This window comes from Arthrobacter sp. UYCu511 (assembly GCF_040547105.1).
Classification (GTDB): domain Bacteria; phylum Actinomycetota; class Actinomycetes; order Actinomycetales; family Micrococcaceae; genus Specibacter; species Specibacter psychrochitiniphilus.
The window spans coordinates 57221-77180 of sequence record NZ_JBEPPB010000010.1 but is presented as its reverse complement, the minus strand read 5'-3'; the positions used below and the strand labels follow the sequence as shown (position 1 = coordinate 77180).

At 61.8% G+C, this 19960-nt stretch carries 19 protein-coding genes and 1 tRNA gene; 11 read left to right on the top strand and 9 right to left on the bottom strand.

Annotation, left to right across the window (positions count from 1 at the left end; genetic code table 11):
• The first annotated feature begins 47 nt into the window (after positions 1-47).
• The 3 genes from ABIB48_RS13710 (at position 48) to ABIB48_RS13700 (ending at position 2472) form a co-directional block, all read left to right on the top strand.
• On the top strand, positions 48-1028 hold the full coding sequence (locus ABIB48_RS13710) for a J domain-containing protein (RefSeq protein ID WP_354213340.1): 981 nt from the start codon (positions 48-50) through the stop codon (positions 1026-1028).
• Positions 1029-1114: 86 nt separating this feature from the next.
• Positions 1115-1588: a tRNA (cytidine(34)-2'-O)-methyltransferase gene (locus ABIB48_RS13705; RefSeq protein ID WP_110107066.1), complete on the top strand. Its 474-nt coding sequence runs from the start codon at positions 1115-1117 to the stop codon at positions 1586-1588.
• 77 nt (positions 1589-1665) lie between these two features.
• Positions 1666-2472, top strand: a complete 807-nt coding sequence (locus ABIB48_RS13700; protein ID WP_110107065.1) for a class I SAM-dependent methyltransferase — start codon at positions 1666-1668, stop codon at positions 2470-2472.
• Positions 2473-2485: 13 nt separating this feature from the next.
• Here ABIB48_RS13700 and ABIB48_RS13695 read toward each other — a convergent pair whose 3' ends face one another.
• The 3 genes from ABIB48_RS13695 to ABIB48_RS13685 all read right to left on the bottom strand — a co-directional run bounded on the left by ABIB48_RS13695 (position 2486) and on the right by ABIB48_RS13685 (position 5260).
• Positions 2486-2962, bottom strand: a complete 477-nt coding sequence (locus ABIB48_RS13695; RefSeq protein WP_354213339.1) for a hypothetical protein — start codon at positions 2960-2962, stop codon at positions 2486-2488.
• 492 nt (positions 2963-3454) lie between these two features.
• Complete coding sequence (locus ABIB48_RS13690; protein WP_315912971.1) at positions 3455-4423, bottom strand: electron transfer flavoprotein subunit alpha/FixB family protein; 969 nt, start codon at positions 4421-4423, stop codon at positions 3455-3457.
• A gap of 12 nt (positions 4424-4435) precedes the next feature.
• Positions 4436-5260, bottom strand: a complete 825-nt coding sequence (locus ABIB48_RS13685; RefSeq protein ID WP_354213338.1) for an electron transfer flavoprotein subunit beta/FixA family protein — start codon at positions 5258-5260, stop codon at positions 4436-4438.
• A 258-nt stretch (positions 5261-5518) separates the two neighbouring features.
• On the opposite strand from ABIB48_RS13685, the gene ABIB48_RS13680 reads away from it, so the two are divergent.
• Together ABIB48_RS13680 and ABIB48_RS13675 are read left to right on the top strand one after the other, a co-directional pair.
• Entirely contained in the window at positions 5519-6289 is a 771-nt protein-coding gene (locus tag ABIB48_RS13680) for an ABC transporter ATP-binding protein (protein WP_110107062.1), read from the top strand.
• A 5-nt stretch (positions 6290-6294) separates the two neighbouring features.
• A complete protein-coding gene (locus tag ABIB48_RS13675) occupies positions 6295-7632 on the top strand; it encodes a permease (RefSeq protein ID WP_354213390.1) in 1338 nt (445 codons plus the stop codon).
• A gap of 247 nt (positions 7633-7879) precedes the next feature.
• Here ABIB48_RS13675 and ABIB48_RS13670 read toward each other — a convergent pair whose 3' ends face one another.
• Positions 7880-9685, bottom strand: coding sequence for a trypsin-like peptidase domain-containing protein (locus tag ABIB48_RS13670; RefSeq protein ID WP_110107061.1), 1806 nt, complete (start codon positions 9683-9685; stop codon positions 7880-7882).
• A 276-nt stretch (positions 9686-9961) separates the two neighbouring features.
• Here ABIB48_RS13670 and ABIB48_RS13665 point away from each other — a divergent pair, with 276 nt between their 5' ends.
• Both ABIB48_RS13665 and ABIB48_RS13660 read left to right on the top strand, forming a co-directional pair.
• Positions 9962-11989: a TPM domain-containing protein gene (locus ABIB48_RS13665; protein ID WP_354213337.1), complete on the top strand. Its 2028-nt coding sequence runs from the start codon at positions 9962-9964 to the stop codon at positions 11987-11989.
• 232 nt (positions 11990-12221) lie between these two features.
• Complete coding sequence (locus ABIB48_RS13660; protein ID WP_110107059.1) at positions 12222-12998, top strand: PspA/IM30 family protein; 777 nt, start codon at positions 12222-12224, stop codon at positions 12996-12998.
• A gap of 117 nt (positions 12999-13115) precedes the next feature.
• Here the strand turns inward: ABIB48_RS13660 and ABIB48_RS13655 are convergent, their stop codons facing one another.
• Positions 13116-13973: an aldo/keto reductase gene (locus tag ABIB48_RS13655; RefSeq protein ID WP_354213336.1), complete on the bottom strand. Its 858-nt coding sequence runs from the start codon at positions 13971-13973 to the stop codon at positions 13116-13118.
• A gap of 151 nt (positions 13974-14124) precedes the next feature.
• Here ABIB48_RS13655 and ABIB48_RS13650 point away from each other — a divergent pair, with 151 nt between their 5' ends.
• The 4 genes from ABIB48_RS13650 (at position 14125) to ABIB48_RS13635 (ending at position 17429) form a co-directional block, all read left to right on the top strand.
• Complete coding sequence (locus ABIB48_RS13650) at positions 14125-14535, top strand: TOBE domain-containing protein (RefSeq protein WP_110107057.1); 411 nt, start codon at positions 14125-14127, stop codon at positions 14533-14535.
• 44 nt (positions 14536-14579) lie between these two features.
• Positions 14580-15410, top strand: a complete 831-nt coding sequence (gene modA, locus ABIB48_RS13645; RefSeq protein WP_354213335.1) for a molybdate ABC transporter substrate-binding protein — start codon at positions 14580-14582, stop codon at positions 15408-15410.
• A 103-nt stretch (positions 15411-15513) separates the two neighbouring features.
• Entirely contained in the window at positions 15514-16302 is a 789-nt protein-coding gene (locus ABIB48_RS13640) for an ABC transporter permease (RefSeq protein WP_354213389.1), read from the top strand.
• Entirely contained in the window at positions 16299-17429 is a 1131-nt protein-coding gene (locus ABIB48_RS13635; RefSeq protein WP_354213334.1) for a sulfate/molybdate ABC transporter ATP-binding protein, read from the top strand. Before ABIB48_RS13640 ends, ABIB48_RS13635 begins: the two co-directional genes overlap by 4 nt.
• A 13-nt stretch (positions 17430-17442) precedes the next feature.
• On the opposite strand, the gene ABIB48_RS13630 is transcribed toward ABIB48_RS13635, so the two are convergent.
• The 4 genes from ABIB48_RS13630 to mmsB form a co-directional block, all read right to left on the bottom strand.
• Positions 17443-17778, bottom strand: coding sequence for a hypothetical protein (locus ABIB48_RS13630; RefSeq protein WP_354213333.1), 336 nt, complete (start codon positions 17776-17778; stop codon positions 17443-17445).
• A gap of 107 nt (positions 17779-17885) precedes the next feature.
• A tRNA-Met gene (locus tag ABIB48_RS13625) sits at positions 17886-17962 on the bottom strand.
• Positions 17963-18164: 202 nt separating this feature from the next.
• Positions 18165-18941: an enoyl-CoA hydratase gene (locus ABIB48_RS13620; RefSeq protein WP_354213332.1), complete on the bottom strand. Its 777-nt coding sequence runs from the start codon at positions 18939-18941 to the stop codon at positions 18165-18167.
• A gap of 53 nt (positions 18942-18994) precedes the next feature.
• A complete protein-coding gene (mmsB, locus tag ABIB48_RS13615; protein WP_354213331.1) occupies positions 18995-19957 on the bottom strand; it encodes a 3-hydroxyisobutyrate dehydrogenase in 963 nt (320 codons plus the stop codon).
• Between the last annotated feature and the right edge of the window lie 3 nt (positions 19958-19960).

Genomic DNA, 19960 nt, shown 5'->3' with positions numbered 1-19960 from the left:
CAGTTAGACTGTTCTTTTGGCTTAACCGGGCTAGCGAAAGGCCACCAGTGAGCGAGAAGTTCCTCACGCATTACCAAGTCCTTGGACTGCCGCGCACTGCCACTGAACGCGATATCAAAATCGCCTACCGTAAGGCCGCCCGGATTGCGCATCCTGATCGGGGCGGAGATCCTGCCATGTTCCGGCAAATCACGCAGGCCTATGAAGTTTTGGCTAATCCGGACAAACGCAGTGCGTACGACACGTCCTACGGCGCAACTGGGCCTTCGTTCTCGCCTGCCTCTAAAGCCAGCACCCACGCACAAGCACGCGAGAGCTACCGGGGAACTTCTGGGAGCACTGGCGGATTCAGTGGATTCACGGCGCAGCGTCAACAGAAGCAGCGCACTACTGCCGGAGATCCGGCGGTATATGTTCCGGCATTTGAGGACCTGGCACCCGGGGAATCCCCCATCATGCCCCGCCCCACAGCAGCCCAGCCCGTCCATGGTGCACCCCGCAAGCGTGGCGTTTTCGGTGCCGCGTCCCGGCTGGCCCGCGAGGCCCGCACGGCCCAGCTCATCATGCAGCAGATCCAGCCGGCTATTCCGGCCGCCAGGCTCATCAACGGCTTGAGCGCTCCACACAGCAACGGTTACTTGGATCATGTTCTGGTCTCCGGCTACCGGATCGCCATCATTGGTTCCATGCTGGTGCCGGAAGGGGCGTTCCGCTGGGATGGCAACGTGCTGCTCCACGGCAGCAAAGTGGCCTCGCCGCCACAACTGATCGCCGCCGCCCGGGTGTTCCAAGAACTGTTCCCGGAGTGCAACGTCACTGCCTGGGTCTGTGTACATAGCAACACCGGAAACCTGTTTGAGCCTGTCATCGACTACGCCCGCGGCACCGAACCGGACGGCTCCAACGCACTCAACGTTGCCAATGCAGCCCGGTTTGTGCGCGAGGTCAAACAGTTTCTAAGCTCCGGGCCCTCCCCCAACGTGGTGGATTTGCACGTTCTGGACCGGCTCATTGGTGGCATGTACTAGCCGCCCGCCCCTGCTGGCCCAACCCCGCAAGTGAAACTAGGTGCGCGGGTCAGTCCACGCCGGCCCCGGGCGGTAGTATGAAATACGTGTTTCGCATCCTCTTCCTGACGCCCGAGATCCCTGGCAACACTGGCAATGCCATCCGATTAGCCGCCATTACCGGCTCCGAACTGCACCTAGTGGAGCCGTTGGGATTCGACTTTTCCGACGCCAAATTGCGCCGTGCCGGCCTGGATTACCATGATCTCGCCGTTGTCACAGTCCACACATCCCTCGAAGCAGCGTGGACCGCGCTTGCCCCTGAACGAGTTTTCGCCTTCACCTCAGACGGCGAAGCCAGCTACACGGACATCGCCTACCAGCCGGGAGATGTGTTGATGTTTGGTCGCGAATCTGACGGTCTTCCCGAGGACGTCAAGGCCGATCCGCACATCACGGCCCGCGTCCGTTTGCCCATGTTGCCGGCCCTGCGCTCCCTGAATTTGGCCAACGCCGCCTCCATTGCAGTCTTTGAAGCCTGGCGCCAAAACGGATTCGCTGGCGCGCAAATCCAGGCCTAGCCCTGATCCGCTGCCGGACTCCCCGACAGCTGCACCATAGAACTTTTACTGATTCTTTCGATCCACTGGAGGTACGCATGTCCGCTCGCGATCCTGGCCTGGCGTTCACCGACGGAGCCCTGCAATTTGAGGCCTGGGCGGACAAGCTCTGGGACCCTATGGGCCGCGATGTGGCAGCCGCCGCCGTCCTGGCACCCGGTGAGAAGGTCCTTGACGCGTGTTGTGGAACCGGAGCGGCAACCCTCCCGGCCGCCTTGGCTGTGGGCCCCACAGGAACGGTCGACGGCGTTGACCTCTCCACCGGGCTGCTGCGGATCGCCGCGGCAAATCTGGGCGAACGCGGCATCCTCAACACCACTTTGACCGAGGCCGACGTCACCGAATGGCGCGGGCACCGCACCTTCGACGCCGTCCTGTGCTCGTACAGCATGTTCTTCTTCGCCGATATGGAAGCCGGTGTGGAACACCTGGCCTCCATGCTGCGTCCGGGCGGTCGCATAGTCATGAGTAGTTGGATCGAGGGAGCGCTGGAACCATTCGCCGCCCGCATCCTGGAGGCTGCCATCAAGGAACGTCCCCGCTTGGCTGGTGTGGTTCCGTTGCCTAATCAGAACATGGCCCGTATTAACTCAGTGGAAAAGTTCACCGCCTGGCTGGATCAGCGGGGCTTTGAAGACGTCTCCGTTTCTTTGCACCCCTTGACCCTGACCGTGGACGATGCCATGGCGTGGAACCTTGTCATGGGCAGTGGATGGCGCACTTTGCTGCCCCGCGACCCTGAAGCAATCGCCCGCGTCCGGCGCGACTTCATTAAGTCCGTGGGCCCTCGAATTGAGATGAATTCGGACGCCATGATCGCCACGGCATCGGTCCCCCGCACCTAGTTTCCGCAGCATTTCAGTAAATGCCCCATGGCCCTGTCATGGGCCGGCTCTGGCGCAGCCCTGCCTGGCGCAAAATTCTCGCAAATGTCTCCGTGTTCATGAGTTCCTTCCAGTCCCATCTGGCGAATCCCACGCCCTGTGACCGGATCTGGTTTTCACGCACCTTTTCAGCCATGATTCGCTCCTGCAGGGTGAGCCCACCACCCCAATTGGCACGGAGATACGTGCCCCGCCCATCAAACTCTCCAACGATCCGTTGCTCCTGGAACCAGAAGTCTGCTTTTGCCTTCTTTCCATTTCGGAGCACAAACGACTTCTGCAGAATCGGGATGGGAAACCCCAGTTGGAACATCTTTACCCGGCTTAGTGACTCCCCGGCCGAGCCGGATAAGGCCGAAGCAAATTCAATGACCTTCAATGTTCTTTGTTGAGCAGCCCTACTATGCAGCTGGAATGCCGCGGTCCGCAATTCCTCCACTGTCAATGGCATTCCTTGGGGCACCTCCGGAGCCCATGCCGGCCATTGGTCAAAGGGCGGCGAATTGGGCGTGCGAAAGATGTTTCTATTCCACGAGTTACCGGGAGGATGCAGGCTTGAGTCACAGACAGCAACAGCATAGGGAAAGGCCAAGGTGTCTATGAGCTCCATGGTGGTGCTGAGCTTGTCTGTGACCAGAAACGGCCCACACCGCAAAATGCCTTCCGTTCATGAACCAATGTGTCTGATGACCCCGTAGCGTTCTCTGGCCGATAGTGTGCCCCACTGTGCGGAATCCACATAAATTCCCCGCCGCACTCGAACCAGCAGCCCCTTCCGTTCCCAGGTGGCCAACTTGCGGTGGTTTTGGCCAAGAAGGTCATATTTGGAAAGCAAAAATGCCGCCGTTTGACGTAAATGCCAGGGTTTGAGCCCTGGCGTTTACGTCAAACGGCGGCATTTCCCGGTGTGCTGGCAAGGAGCATGCGCCCCGGGACGCGGCAGCTAGGCGCGGCGCTTCTTGATCTCTTCCACGGCCTGCGGGAGCACCTTGAAGAGGTCGCCCACAATGCCGAAGTCGGCAATCTCAAAGATCGGCGACTCGGAGTCCTTATTCACGGCCACAATCAGCTTCGAGGTCTGCATGCCGGCCTTCTGCTGGATGGCTCCGGAAATGCCCACCGAAATGTACAGCTGCGGGGACACCTTCTTCCCGGTCTGGCCCACCTGCGAGGCGTGCGAGATCCAGCCCGCGTCAGTGGCGGCACGTGAGGCGCCCACGGCTGCGCCCAGCACATCCGCTAGTTCCTCGATCGGGCTAAAGTCACCGTCCACGCCGCGGCCACCGGCCACAATGATGCGTGCATCCTCCAGCTCGGGTCGGCCAGAGGCTGCGCGCGGGGTGCGTGAAACAACACGCGCACCCAGACTTGCCGGTGCGAAAGCCACGTCCACTGCCTCGACGGCCGGGGACGTTGCCTCAGCCGCAGCGCCAGCCTCAACACTGTGAGCCTTGACGCTGATGACGGACACGGCAGAAACCGCCTGCGCCTGCACAGTCCAGGACCCGGCAAGGATCGATTTGTGCGCAACCAAGGTACCGCCGTCGTACGTCACGGAGACAGCATCGGTGATGACGCCAGCGTTCAGGGCCACGGCGGTGCGTGCAGCGATCTCCTTGCCCGCGGCGCCGTTGTCGACCAGCACGGCGCTGGCGGAAACGGCTGCTGCGGCCTGGGCGAGTAGATCGGCCTTGGGCGCCACCAGGTACTGGCCCAGCTCGGCCTGCTCGGAGTGGAGCACGCGGGTCACGCCATAAACGCCCAGATCTGCCAGCACGTCGGCAGCGACAGGCCCGGCCACCACGGCCACCGGCTCGCCGGCGCCGCGGGCCAAGGTCAGCAGCTGGCGGACGGTGGTGGAAAGTTTGCCCGGAGCATCCAGCTGATCAATGTAAACAACAATTGCACTCATAAAATGGGTTCCTTAGATCAGTTTCGCAGCGGCCAGGAAGTCAACGAGCTGGATGCCGGCATCGCCCGCATCGGTGATGATGGTGCCAGCTGAGCGCGCAGGGCGCTCAGCAGCCGCCGTCACCTTGGTCAAAGATCCGGCATGTCCAACGGCGTCCGCCGAGATCCCAAGATCCGCCAGGGACACCGTGGTCACCTTCTTCTTCTTCGCAGCAAGAATGCCCTTGAAGTTGGGGTAGCGGGGATCGTTGGCCTGATCGGTCACCGAAACCAGCGCCGGGAGGGTGGCCTGAATTTCCTCAGAGAATTCATCGCCGTCGCGGCGGGCGGTGACAGTGTTCCCGTCAACCTCCAACGCCGAAGCGAAGGTGATCTGCGGCAGGCCCAGACGCGCCGAAAGCTGCGCCGGAACAATGGAGGTCTCACCGTCGGTGGACGCCATGCCCGTAATGACCATGTCAACCGGCCCCAAGGACTTGATGGCGGCCGCCAAAACCAGGGAGGTTGCCCAGGCATCGGAGCCTGCGAGTGCATCATCGCACACATGCATTCCCTGTGTTGCCCCGATCTGCAGCGACTTCTTCACTGCCACAGCAGCCGATGCCGGCCCAACGGTGAGCGCCGTAACAGTGTTTCCACCCTTAACTCCACCCCGTGCATCGGTCAGCGCAAGCGCTGCTTCCAAGGCATATTCATCGAGTTCGGAAAGGATGCTCTCACTGCGATCTAGCGCGTGAGCAGCTCCGGAGAGCTGACGGTCAAATTGCGCATCTGGCACATATTTGACCAGTACGACAATATTCAGTGCTGAATTTTCCACTGCTGTCCTTTGTGTCATGGACGGATGGTTCGCGCGGCACCACTGCCCCGAGTCGGGGCAGGTGCTGCAGCGTCGTCCTTGGCCTACCCCATCAGCTTAGTTCGTGGCAGCGCAGGGACGGAATTTTCTTGGTCGATTCTTTACTCCCAGCGAACACCGGCGCCGCTTTGCGTGGGCTGTGCGGGCTGGCAACTCCCACCATGGGTGGAGCGAGCGCTTCCGTTTTACCCACCACGGCCCGATGAATCATCCGAGCATCCACGACAAAGTTGAAGCATGAACACAACAATCTTGAGCGCACGCTCCCTGTCCAAGCGCTACGGCGACGGCATTGCCTTGAACAACGTGGACCTAGACATTGCCGCCGGCGAATCCGTGGCCATCATGGGCGCGTCCGGCTCCGGCAAGACCACCTTGCTGCACACGCTGGCCGGTATCACCTCCCCCGACGCCGGCTCCGTGAACTATGCCGGCACCGAGGTGAGCGCCCTGAATGAAACCCAACGGTCCAAGCTGCGGCGTGAGGCGTTCGGTTTCGTGTTCCAAGCCGGCCTCCTTATCCCGGAGCTGACGGCCATTGAAAACGTGGCCCTGGCCCTGATGCTCAATGGCGTGCCCCGGCGCGACGCGGAGGCGCAGTCGGCCGGTTGGCTGGCCCACTTGGGTTTGGCCGGCATGGAGGCACGCCGCATCGGTGAACTCTCCGGCGGCCAGGCCCAGCGCGTTGCCATTGTCCGCGCCCAAGTCACCGGTGCCCGGATCGTGTTTGCCGACGAACCCACCGGCGCCCTCGACTCGCACACTTCCGCCAACGTCATGAGCGCACTGCTCGCCGCGACGGCAGGGCGAGGCAATACCTTGGTCCTGGTCACGCACGATCCCACCGTTGCCGCCCGTTGCTCCCGCACGCTTTACATGCACGACGGCGTCATCTCCCTTGCGCCGGCTGCCCACCCGGATGCCACTCCCCCACCTGTTGCACACCCGGTTTCCACACAGGATGGCAGCACGTTCATGCAGAACCAGAACTGGGCGGGCCAGCCGTGAACAAAATGAAATCAACGTTTTCCATCCTGTGGCTGACCTCCCGCCCCTCCTCCGGCAGCAAGGCCGTCATCGCCCTGCCCGCCGTCGCATTCGCCCTGGTCACTGCCCTGTTGCTGATTGTTTTGGCAGGCGGGCTCAGCTTTTTCACCAACCCCGCACAGGACGATGAGTTCGGTACCGCCGGCGCCTACCAAATGCTGGCCGCGCTGGCAGTGTCCCTCATGGTGTTGCCCATCCTCACGCTGGGCGGTTCGGCCGCCCGGCTCTCAGCCCGGCGCCGCGACGAACGCCTCTCCACACTACTGCTCCTGGGTGCCACTGCGGCACTGGTATCCGTCATGACAATTGTGGAATCCACCGTCATCGCTTGTGTGGGGGTGCTGGCCGGGGTTGTGCTGTACGTTGCCGCCCTGCCCGCCATTGCGCTGATCCCCTTCCAAGGCCAAGCCTTGGGGTTAGATAAGCTGTGGCTCCCCGCGAACGTGCTGGTGATTGCTGCCGCGGCCCTGATCCTGTTGGCCGCAGTAAGCGCCGCGGTGGGGCTGCGCCAAGTGGTGCTCTCCCCGTTGGGTGTGCGCACGAGGCAAAACGCGCCCACAGTGCACTGGCTCCGGTTGGCGCTTGGGGGTGTGGCCGCCGTCGTACTATATGCGGTGATGAGTACTGCCATGTCCAGCCCCTCGCTGGCCATCGTGGTGGTCTCGGTCTGCGGAGGTTTTGCCGGCGGGCTGGCGGTGCTGAATCTCATGGGACCGTTTGTGCTCAAGTGGCTGGCAGGAATTGGGCTGCGCAGGGCGCAAACTCCCGTGAAGCTGCTGGCCGCGCGGACCGTGCTGGAATCGCCCAAGGCGGCGTGGCGGCAGGTTAGCTCGCTATCCATGACGAGCTTCATCGCCGTGATCGCCGGGACGGGGTTGGCGCTGATTTCCGCGGCGGGCGAGAGCAGCAACCCCGCAGAAATGTACCTGACCGGCGACATGCGCACAGGCGTACTCATTACGGTGGTGGCGTCATTCCTGCTGGTGGCTGCCAGCGCCGGCGTCAACCAGGCCGCTGCTGTGCTGGACCGGCGCGAGCTATATGTGAGCCTGGACCGGCTGGGCATGCCACGCTCCGTCATGGATGCTGCACGCAAGCGGGCCGTGATGTCACCGGTTCGGCTGGTCACTGTTGGATCCGCCGCGCTGGCTGTGATCCTGCTGTTCCCGCTGACCGGTGCCGCATTGATTTTTGCGCCACTCTCGCTCGTGGTCATCGCAGGGGTACTGGCGTGCGGAATTGGACTCGTAAGATTGGGGCTGGCCGCATCCACCCCGGTTCTAGGCAAAGTACTGGCGCAGTAGCCACCGCGCCCAACATCCGCGCCCGGACCCCACACCACCGCGCAACATCCGCGCCCGCCTCCCCCATCCGCGCCCGGTTGTACGGGCGCGGATGTGGGGGGGCGGGCGCGCCAATGGTTGGAGCAAGCGAAAAGAGTCCCCGCCGGAAGCTCCAAAAGTTGGTAGCTCCCTGCGGGGACTCTCTTATGGACTCTGCCGGTGCCAGCGCGTCCAGTGCGGACTTGCAGGGACCCGGCAGGGCTCCGATCTAGCTAGCTGTCATGGTATCCAGTGTGACGTCCACGCTCTGGGCCTTGCCTGCCCGGGTGAAGTCCACCTTGACGGTGGCGCCGCCCGCTTGTTCACGAACGGCGGCTGTCAAATCTGCAGGGTCCGAGATGGTGCGGTTGCCCATTTGAGTGATGACATCGCCCTCCTTCAAGCCTGCTTTCGCAGCGGCGCTTCCTGCCGTCACCTTAGCCACGGTGGCACCAGTTGAGAAGGAACTACTTGACCCCGTTGAGGAGGTACCACCGACTGTGACACCTAGCTGGCCGTGGGTGGCCTTACCGGTTTTGATGATGTCCTGAGCAATCCGCTGGGCATGATCCATGGGGATGGAGAAACCCACACCGATGTTGCCACTTTGGCTGCTGGAGCCGGATGAACTGCCCGTTGAGGCGATAGCTACGTTGACACCGATGACCTGGCCTTGTGCATTGACTAGGGCACCACCGGAGTTGCCGGGGTTGATGGCTGCGTCGGTCTGGATCACGTTCAAATTCACCGTTCCCGTAGGCGTTGTGCTGGATTGCCCACCGCCCGGAGGCGAGAATTGGAAGCCATTGCCACCATCGCCTTGATTCGGGGAGGAGTCTCCAGGGGTTTCCGGAACAGCAGAGGACGCCACTTGGATGGTGCGGTTCAGCGTGGAGACAATACCTTCGGTGACTGTGGCATTGAGGCCTAGCGGCGAACCGATCGCGATCACGGTGTCACCGACATTGATCTTGTTGGAGTCACCCAGCGTGGCCGGAACCAGATTGGGTGCATCAATTTTGATGATGGCAAGGTCTGAGAGCGGGTCAGTACCAACGATCGTGGCGTCATAAACCTTGTTATTGCTGGTCTGGACCTGAATAGTGGCGTGCGCGGCCGCCCCGTCCAGCGTGACAACGTGCGTGTTGGTCAGGATATGACCTTCCGTGTCCAAGATGATCCCTGAACCTGTGCCGCCGGAAGTGCCGCTCGTGGCCGAAATGGTGACCACCGACGGCATGGCCTTGGCAGCGGCCGCCGTCACCTGATTGACCGAGTTGGTGTTATTGACCACCAAGGGGGCACTCTGCTGGCTGCTACCGGTGGCGGTGTTGTTATTCTGCTGGTCGAGCAGGAACAAGGATCCGCCGCCCACCAGCCCGCCCACTAATGCTGCGGCCAAAACACCGGAGGTGAACATGCCCATGCCCACCTTCCTGCCTTCCTTGCGCCGGCTTTGCGGTGCAACGGCCGGTGCCACTGAGTGCGGATAAGCGTTCGACGCCGGATAGCCCGGCCCGGCATATCCCTCACCAAATCCTTGGTGACCAAAGCTCTGCGGGATGGGTTCCGTGGGGTTCTGGGACGTTGCGCTGTGGGACGTTGCGCTGTGGGATGGGGCCCCGTAGGCCGGCGGAGCAGCATATCCGGGGGACGGAGCTCCGGCTGGGGGCTGCTGGGGGGCTTGCGACTGCTGAGTTGGCCTGACGGGCTGGGCCTGAGGAGCCTGGGTATAGGGAGCCTGTGGAGCCTGGGTATAGGGAGCCTGTGACTGCGGAGCTTGAACAGGGGCGGCCCAGGGCTGCTGTTCCTGCCGTGGCGCAAAGGAGGGGCTGGCAGGTGTAGCGCCGGTATGGGGTGCTTGCGCGAATCGCGGCTGCTGGGGCTGCTGCGATGCAGATCCCTCGGGCTGGGAAGTTTCGGGCGCAGTTGCTTCGGGCGCAGTTGCGGCACCGTCGTGCTGGGAGGGGGTGGGCTGGTCCTGCTCGGATTGTTCGTTGCTGCGTGTGGTGTTTTCACCGTTGTTCTCAGACATCAGCTGTCCCTTCATTGAAATCCTGTGTGATGAATCCTTGCTTGAGTTTCATCATGTCGTTCATGGCTGGAGCCTTGACGAACGTTCGCTGGAAGGTAGCTGTGAAGGTTCATCAGCTCCCATTATCTCCCCTGCCCAGCAGCGGTGGCATTATCCGGACAGCGAAAAACTTGCTGTGCTTAGCCAGGCCAATCAAAACTGCCCCATAGTATCGTGTGAAGTATTAAACCCGATTCCCAGAGTGGTCCCGCTGTGGTCCCACACCAAAGGTGAGCGATGTTTGCACGGTTGAAGGTATATCCCCCAGTTCTAGCAGTCTTGGCATTGGTGGCACTGATGTTGTTCCCGGCAGCTCTGGCACACGCCGAACCGCCCGTGAGTATTCCCGGCGGCACCTACATTGTGGACAATGCCAATGCTCTTGGCAATCAAAAGGCCGAGGTTCAAAACGCGATCACGAAATTGAGCAAGGACCACGGTGTGACGCTCTTCGCGGTCTATGTCGACTCCTTTGATGGGCAGGCCCCGGAGGCGTGGGCCCAAACTGTTGCCACCGAGAAAAACATGGGCCAGTTCGATGTTCTGCTGGCCGTGGCCGTTCAAACAAAACAGTATGGATTCGTTGGCGGCACCAACACGTTCCTGACCCCAGCCCAAGGCTCCACCATTCAATCGAGCGCCATCAAACCCCAGCTCTCCGCTGGAAACTGGGCGCAGGCCGCCATCGATGCAGCCGCAGCCCTGGGCGATGCAGCCAGCGGCGGTAAGGGCAAGGTCCCCGACCCAACCGGTGGATTCGTTGCGTTGGGAGTGGGAGGCGTCGTGGTGGTTGGCGGTGCCGGTACAGCCCTCTACATGCGTAGGAAGCGCAAGAAGAACGCTGCTGAAGCCACCGCCAAGGGTTACGGACCCGACGGGGCAGCCCTGGACCCCAATGCCGGCATGACCATCCCGGAGCTGCGTTCCAAGGCCGGTTCCCTGCTGATCGCCGCCGATGACGCCATCAAGACCAGTGAGCATGAGATTGGTTTCGCCCAGGCATCCTATGGAGATGCGGCCGTCAAACAATTCCAGGCAGCGTTGGACAGCGCCAAGACGCACCTGTCCGAATCGTTCAAGCTCCAACAACAACTCGACGACGAAGTTCCGGACACCATTGAAGAACAGCGGACGTGGCTCGGAGAAATTATCAAACGCAGCGAGGACGCCAACGCTGCATTGAATGCCGAGAAGGCCGGCTTCGATGAGCTCCGCGAGCTGGAACGGACGGCTCCAACCGTGCTGGCCAGCCTTCGGGCCCAGGCCGCCGAAGCTCGGAAGGAAGTTGCCGGTGCCGAACAAAAGTTGACGGCGTTGACAGCTCAATACTCCGAGACCGCATTGGCACCGGTGCGCGACAACGTTGCCGAAGCCACCGAACGCCTCGATTTTGTTGACACTGCGGCAGCCGAGGCTGATACCAAACTGGCGGGATCGGATACGGCAGGCGCTGCTGTTGCGGTCAAGGCCGCCGAGGAAAGCCTGCTACAAAGTAGTGTGCTGCTACAAGCCATCACCAAAACCGAGGCTGCCATTAATGACGCGGCCACCACGTTGCGGGCTGCACTTCCAGCAGCCGTTGCTGATCTTGAACAAGCTAAGTCCATGGTGGCATCGGCTCAGTTTGCCCGCTACGCACCCACCGTCCATGCCGCAGAAACCTCACTCGACGATGTGCGCATGAACGCTGCTGCAGGTAAACCGGACCCCGTTGCGCTGCTTACCGCTGTGCAGACTGCTCACACTCAGCTCGATGAACTGTTGACGGGCATCCGAGATCAGCAACAGCAAGCCCTGCGCGCTCAGGCCTCACTACAACAAGCTCTTGCCGGGGCACAGGCAACTATCGCCACCGCCAAGGACTTCATTGCCGCCCGTCGCGGCGGGGTTGGATCAGCGGCCAGGACCCGGCTCTCCGAGGCGGAACGCAACTTCGACTACGCCGTGAGCATTGCCGATTCTGATCCCAGCAACGCATTAACTTATGCCCAACAAGCACAAGCACTGGCCCAACAAGCCATCCAGTACGCGCAGAACGATGTTGATCGCTTCGGCGGAGGCGGAGGGTACGGCGGAGGAGGCCGCGGATCCATGGGCGGAGGAATGGGCGGCGCCATTCTCGGCGGCATCATTGGCGGGCTGCTGTCCGGCGGTGGAGGCGGAGGCTTTGGTGGAGGCGGTTTTGGTGGCGGAGGCGGCGGTGGCTTTGGTGGTGGAGGCGGTGGAGGCGGCGGCGGCTTTGGTGGTGGCGGCGGTAACTTCTAGTTCCGCCGGGTGCACTGCGCCCACACTTGTTCCTCTGGCTGCGAAGCTACTGCGCAACATAACGGCAGGCACCCAACCCAGGAACCGGCGTCGAACGTTCACGGCATTGCACCGCCGGGTAGGCTGGGCAAGAATTCAGGAAGGTCCTTTAGACTCAAACACTATTGGACGCCTCGCACCGTACTTATTGAGATTTTTGTTTGATGCAACCAGCAAATATAAGGGGTAAAGAATGGCAAAGCAGTCAATTTTCGGCCGTATCTCACAGTTGGCCAAGGCCAACATCAATGCGCTTTTGGATCAGGCCGAGGACCCTCAGAAGATGCTTGACCAGATGGTGCGCGATTACAAGGCCAACATCACCGAGGCTGAAAGTGCCGTTGCTCAGACCATCGGCAACCTGCGCATGCTCGAAGATGACTACAACGAGGACGTAAAGAACGCCCAGGATTGGGGTTCCAAGGCCCTCGCCGCAAGCCGCAAGGCTGATGAATTCCGCTCCGCAGGTAATCCTGCCGACGCTCAGAAGTTCGACAATCTGGCCAAGGTGGCGCTGCAGCGTCAGATCTCCTCTGAGAATGAGGCCCGTGCGGCACAACCGAACATCGCCGCTCAGACGGATGTGGTTGACAAGCTCAAAACTGGTTTGCAGCAGATGAACGGCAAGCTCAGTGAATTGGCCAGCAAGCGCAATGAGCTGATTGCACGCTCCAAGACGGCGGCTGCGCAGAGTCAGGTGCACGATGCGCTCAAGAGCATCGACATCATGGACCCCACCAGTGAGGTGAGCCGTTTCGAGGAGAAAATCCGCCGCGAAGAAGCTAAGGTGCGTGGACAGAACGAGCTCGCCGCCTCCAGCCTGGATGCCCAGTTCAACTCCCTCGAGGACTTGGGCGAGCAGACTGAGGTTGAAGCCCGTTTGGCTGCTTTGAAGGCTGGCGGATCACCGGCTCCGGCTGCCATCACGGCAGCGGATCACATTGACGAAGCTGAGTTCGATTCGCTCTAATTCCTAGCCGCTGCGACTGGGCAGCTACAAAAGTGTGGCTCCACATGGGTGGTTTCGGATTCCTCCGAAACCACCCATGCTTATTGAGCAGACATGGGACCAGCGCCGTCCGTGCGCCTACATCTGGGTGAAAGCGGCTACGGCAGGATCGGCCCCAATCCGTTCGCCAGTTTCCAAGGCGGAGATAGCTGCTATTTCCTCGGAGCTCAGGCTAAAACTCGTGGCGGCCAAATTCTCTCGGATGCGTTGCGGGGTTACTGACTTAGGGATCACGATATTCCCCAGCCCCAGATGCCAGGCAAGCACAATCTGGGCCGCAGTCGCCCCATATTTGGCAGCCAATTCGCTCACAACGGGGCTGGACAAATCCCGGCCCTGTCCCAGCGGGCTGTAAGCCTGAACCGCAATATCATGACTGCGACTCTTTTGTGCCAGCGCATCCTGCGTGAAACTAGGGTGCACCTCAATCTGGTTGACTGCCGGCACCACTGTGGAGTTGGCCAGCAACTCGTCAAGGTGCTCAGGGAGGAAGTTGGAAACTCCAATGGCCCTGATGTGCCCCTCGGCGTAGAGGATCTCTAGTTCCCGCCAGGCCTGCACGTAGAGTCCTTGAGATGGGACGGGCCAATGGATGAGGTACAGATCGATCGTGTCCACGCCCAAGGCCTTGCGGCTTGCCTCAAACGCTGCCCGGGGGCTGCCTTGTTCGCCGTTGCGCAGCTTGGTGGTCAGGAAAATCTCGTCCCGCGGTATACCGGATTCCGCAATCGCGGCACCCACACCGGCCTCATTGCGGTAGGCGGCGGCTGTATCAATATGCCGGTAACCAGCTGCCAGTGCCTCGCCCACGGCGAGGCGGGTCTCCTCCGGCGGAATCTGGAAGACACCGAACCCCAACTGCGGGATGGTGACGCCGTTGTTCAAAGTCAGCACAGGTACGGCTCCTGCAACTCCGGTATTAATAGGTGCATTCATGTCCAACTCTTTCCTTTCGGGCCTCCCCTACGTGAAGGCAACTCACTTCAGCTTAGAGCCACCAGCCCGCCAGCGCAGTAGCTGTCCGCGCCTGAAGATTACTGCACGCCAAACAGTCCTAGATGCCGTATTTGCGGATAGAATGGCCCATATGACACCTATTCGCGTTTCAGAAGCTGCTCGTTTCCTTGGTGTCAGTGACGACACCGTGCGCCGCTGGCTCGAGAATGGCACCTTGCACGGCAGCAAGGACCAACAGGGGCGGATGGTGGTGGACGGCGTTGAGCTGGCTGCCTTGGCGAAGAAGCAATCACAGCTGCCCGACGATCCCACCGGAATTGGCAGCTCCGCACGCAACCGTATGGTGGGCCTTGTAACCAACATTGTGATGGATAGGGTCATGGCCCAAGTTGAAATGCAGTGCGGGCCATTCCGTGTGGTCTCGCTCATGAGCAGTGAAGCCGTGCGTGATTTGGGGCTTGAACTCGGTTCAGTGGCCACAGCAGTAGTGAAGTCAACCAACGTCATTATCGAAGTGCCGGCAAAGGGGAAAACCGCATGAAAATGTTCACACGATCGTCATGGGAAGCATCTGGATCTCGGAGCATGGCTGGGCGCCTAGGCTCCGGGCACAGGGGAATCCGGTACACAGCCCTCGCGGCCGGTGCCGTGATGGCGTTAGGCTTGGCCGCATGCGCTCCCTCCGCGGATCCAGCCCCGCAAAATTCTCCTTCCGCTCCTGTCATGGACAGTCCGGAACTCTCCGGGACGCTCAATGTCTACGCCGCCGCATCCCTGAAAAAAACGTTCACCGAGTTGGCATCACAATTTGAAGTCGCCCACCCGAAGGTGAAGGTCTCACTCAGCTTTGACGGCTCCTCCACACTGGTCACCCAGATCAAGGAAGGTGCCCCAGCGGATGTGTTCGCCTCCGCGGACCAAGCCAACATGAGCAAACTCAGCGACGCCGGGCTCGTCCAGGGAACCCCCGTTGAGTTTGCCAATAACTTCTTGACCTTGGTGGTCCCGCCCGGCAACCCCGCGAGCATCACCTCCTTTGCCGATGCCGCCAAGGAAGGCGTAAAACTTGTCATTTGCGCACCCCAGGTGCCGTGTGGCGCCGCCAGCGCCTCAGACGCCAAGTCCGCCGGCCTGACGTTGAAACCCGTAAGCGAGGAACTGAACGTCACCAGCGTTCTGGGTAAAGTCACCTCCGGTGAGGCAGACGCTGGACTGGTCTACGTTACAGACGCCAAAACCGCAGGGGACAAAGTGGTGAGCGTCCCGCTCGGGCTCAAGAATCCCACCATCAACCACTACCCCATTGCCGCCGTCAACACTTCGCAATCCCCTCAGGTAGCTCAGGCCTTCATTGCCTTGGTGACCGGGGAACAGGGCCAAAAGACTCTCCGGGACGCTGGATTTGGCGCTCCCTAAGACCTTCTCCCACCACCACGGCGCCCCAGCCCGCCCAGATGCCGGGGCCGCGCGTGGTGGTGGCTGGCGCCGGCCATGGCAGTACTCAGGGGTCCCAGCGTGGATTTATGCTCTCGCGGCGTTGGGGGCATTGTTCATTCTGCTGCCACTGACCGGTATGGTGGCGCAGGTCAACTGGGGGCAGTTCCTGCCACTTATTAGCTCAGAATCCTCCGTGGCTGCCCTCTTGCTAAGTCTGCGAACTGCTGCTGCGAGTACCGTGCTGTGCATCATTTTTGGTGTACCGCTGGCGTTACTGCTGGCGCGGACGCAGTTTTTTGGACAACGAATTCTACGCGCTTTGATACTGCTGCCGCTGGTGGTGCCTCCAGTGGTGGGCGGCTTGGCGCTGCTATACACCTTTGGCCGAGCCGGACTGATGGGCAAGTCGCTGCAGCTGGTGGGCATCAATATTGCGTTCTCCACCACGGCCGTCATCATGGCGCAAACCTTCGTGGCGCTACCGTTCCTGGTGCTGAGCCTCGAGGGGACGTTGCGCACCGCCGGACAGAAATATGAGGCCGTTGCCGCAACGTTGGGAGCCCGTCCCGGAACCGTGCTGCGCCGGGTGACCGTGCCGCTGGTGCTGCCGGGGCTGATCTCCGGGGCTGTGCTTTCCTTTGCCCGCAGTCTGGGTGAATTTGGCGCTACGCTGACGTTTGCCGGTAGCTTGCAGGGTGTCACACGGACCCTGCCATTGGAAATTTATTTGCAGCGTGAAACGGACCCTGAGGCCGCCGTGGCACTATCCTTCCTACTCATTGCTGTGGCCGTGCTTGTAGTGGCGTTGACGTACCGGGCGCCGAAGCCACCGCAACACACTTCTGTGTCCGGACGGGCGGATGTCTTATGACCCTGCAACTGAAAGCAACCCTCACCGTCCGGAATGTAGATTTTGAATTACATGTGCAGCCGGGCGAAACCCTCGCCATCATGGGCCCCAACGGAGCGGGCAAGTCCACGGCCGTGCATATGCTGGCGGGCCTGCTCAAACCCGATTCCGGACTCGCTACTTTGGACGGGCGCACCCTGTTCCGGCTCTCCCCCGGCGGCGGCTCCAGCGCTGGCTCGGGCGGCGGCAAGGGCCGCGGCGGTTCGCTGTGGTTGCCCCCGCATGAACGCGGCATTGGCTTGCTGGCGCAGGAACCACTTCTTTTCCCGCACCTGAATGTACTAGACAATGTGGCCTTTGGCCCGCGAAGCCAAGGAGCCACGAAGAAGGCAAGCCGCGAAACAGCCCGCCATTGGTTGGATGAGATAGGCGCGCTGGAGCTTGCTCGACGACTACCGGCAGCGTTGTCCGGCGGGCAGGCACAACGGGTGGCTCTGGCCCGGGCACTCGCCACAGATCCAGAATTGCTGCTCCTCGATGAACCCATGGCCGCACTCGATGTGAACAGCACCCCGTTCCTGCGCAGCCTGCTCAAACGAGTGCTGACCGGGCGCCGTGCCATCATCGTCACTCACGATGTCCTCGACGCCCTCATGCTCGCTGACCGCATCATTGTGATGGCGCACGGACGGATCGTAGAATCCGGCCCCACCGCCGCGGTGCTGTCCCATCCGCGTAGTGCCTTCGCCGCCTCCCTCGCCGGACTCAATGTCCTCTCCGGAGTCCTCTCCGGAAACATTCTTTCCATGCCCGACGGCGTCCAGGTCACCGGCCAGCCCGTCGGTGGCCAAGCAGTCTGCGCCCAAGGTGACGGCGCCGGTGGTGGCGCCCGTGGTGAGGTGGCCGCGATAGCCGCGTTCCCGCCGTCGGCGGTGTCAGTGTTCTTGGCCCCGCCGGCGGGAAGTCCGCGGAACTGCTTCAGGGTACGGGTGAGCGACTTGGAGCCCCACGGCGGTCACATTCGCGTCCGGGCCGGGCAGATGTCCGCCGACATCTCCCCCGCCGCCGTCGCCGAGCTTGGATTGGCACCGGGCACCGAGGTGTTCTTCGTGGTCAAGGCAGCAGAAGTACTTCTTTACCCGGCCTAATCCTCCGGCCCTACTACCAACGCTCCTGCAGCGGCTGAGGCAGACGTGGGCCACAAGGGTATTCAGGGGCGCAGGTCCACCGGCAGGGATCGGTAGACCTGCCAGGCGGCATCCAGTTGTGCCTCAAACCAAGCGCGCAGGAGCTGGCTGCAGCGCTGGCCCGCCGGGACTCTTGTGTCCGCGGTGACGGCTCCGCTGAGCTGCCGCGTTGCAGTGCCGTAGAGACAAGGGCGTAGCTGCGGGCAAAGTCAGCCAGCTCGGTTTTCAGCCAGTACCAGCGGGAGAACTCCGTGCCGGTCAAGGAACGCTCCAGCGCTGGACGCTGCGGCACACTTTCCGCGGAAATCACAACGACACCTTCACCCAATTTTTGGCTCTCGAACCCGGCGCAGCCGGCTAGCGACGGCACGGGGAAACGAAAAACCCCCGGTCATCTGACCGAGGGTTTTCCTCATCTGGTTGCGGGGACAGGATTTGAACCTGTGACCTCCGGGTTATGAGCCCGGCGAGCTACCGAACTGCTCCACCCCGCGTTGCGTCCTCAACAGTACATGCATTTTCGCCAATCACCAACTCGAGTGGTTGTTGGGCCTGAAACGCCGGTTTTGAGGGTGGTTCCGTGGGGCGCCCGGCCGCCCCACATCATGGGGCAACCGGATCGGGACTAGGATTCGCGCCCCTGTGAGGGAGGGTTTCCCAAAAAGCCGCCAAAGGTGAGGGAGCGTCGGAAGGAAATTAGCGGTGTTTGAAATTGGCCGGGCGTTTTTCGGTGAAGGCTGCCATGCCTTCCTTCTGATCCTCGGTGGCGAAACAGGCGAAGATCCCGCGCCGCTCGTGCCGAACTCCCTCGGCAAGGGTGGACTCAAAGGCCGCGTTGACGGCTTCCTTGGCGATCATGGCCACGGGCTTGGACATGGAGGCGATGGTGGCAGCGGTTTCCATGGCCTCCTCCAACAGCGCATCAACAGGAACCACCCGGGCCACCAACCCGGCCGCCTCGGCCTCAACCGCGCCCATAACCCGCCCGGTCAGCACCATTTCCATGGCCTTGGCTTTACCGATGGCGCGGGTCAGCCGCTGCGAGCCGCCCATCCCCGGAATGACGCCCAACTTGATCTCCGGCTGGCCAAACTTTGCGTTCTCCGCGGCAATGATGAAGTCCGCGATCATGGCCAGCTCGCACCCACCACCCAAGGCATGGCCGGCCACGGCGGCGATGAGCGGGGTCCGGACCCGGGCCAGCTCATCCCAGGCTGAAAACCAGTCGGCAAGGTACATGTCAACGGAGGATTTACTCGCCATCTCCTTGATGTCCGCACCTGCGGCGAAGACCCGTGAGGATCCTGTGATGACAATGGCTCCCACCCCGGGGTCGGCATCAAAGGCCCGTGCCGCGGCCAGAATTTCACGGCCCATGGTGTCACTGAGTGCGTTCAAGGCTTCGGGACGGTTGAGCGTTATGAGGCCAACCCGGCCGCGTTGTTCGGTCAGGATCAAGGAATACTGCGTCATGAAAAGGTCTTCCGTTTCAGTAAATGGAGAGGTGTCTGGGAAAAAGAGCAGGCTTAGTCGGAGGTCGCACCGTCCGAGGCGGCCCGGATGGTGTTGATGATGGCGGAGAAGTCGGTTCCGGCTCCGCCTTCCAGAGCGAACTCACGGTATATTTCCTCGGCGGAGCGCCCCATCACGGCGTCCACGCCTGTCGCATTCAGGGCCTCCACGGCCAGCCCCAGGTCCTTAGCCATGAGCGCCCCGGCGAACCCGGGTTGGTAGTCGCGGTTGGCGGGGCTGGCGGCAACGGGCCCCGGTACCGGGCAGTTGGTGGTCAGCGCCCAGCATTGTCCGGACGCATTGGCGGCAACATCGTACAGCGCCTGGTGTGTCAGCCCCAGCTTTTCACCCAGCACAAACGCCTCGCTGACGGCGATCATGGACACACCCAAGATCATGTTGTTGCACACCTTGGCGGCCTGCCCGGCGCCGGGGCCACCACAGAGCACAATCCGTTTACCCATCACCTCAAACAACGGCATGCCCGCGGCAAAGTCCTCCTCGGAGCCGCCCACCATAAACGTCAAGGTGCCAGCCTCGGCCCCCATGACACCGCCGGACACGGGAGCATCCAGGCCACGGTGGCCGGAGTTAGCCACCATCCAATGTGCGGCCCGTGCGTCCTCGACGGAAATGGTGGAGCATTCCAGGAACAGGGCACCTGGTTTAGCTGCGGCCAGCAGCCCGCCACCGGGACCTTCGCCCTCGAACGCGGCAAACACGTGCTTGCCGGCCGGGAGCATGGTGATGATGACATCAGCGCCATCCGCGGCTGCGGCTGAGGATTCCGCCACCACCACACCGGCCGCGGCTGCCGCTTCCAGCGCCGCAGGCACCACATCAAATCCGGTGACTGAATAGCCCGCCTTCACCAGGTTGGCTGCCATGGGGCCACCCATGTGTCCCAGACCGATGAAAGCCACCTGCGCATCAGTGCCAACGCTGGCACCTGCCCCTGTTGTTGAGTCCTCGCTCATGGT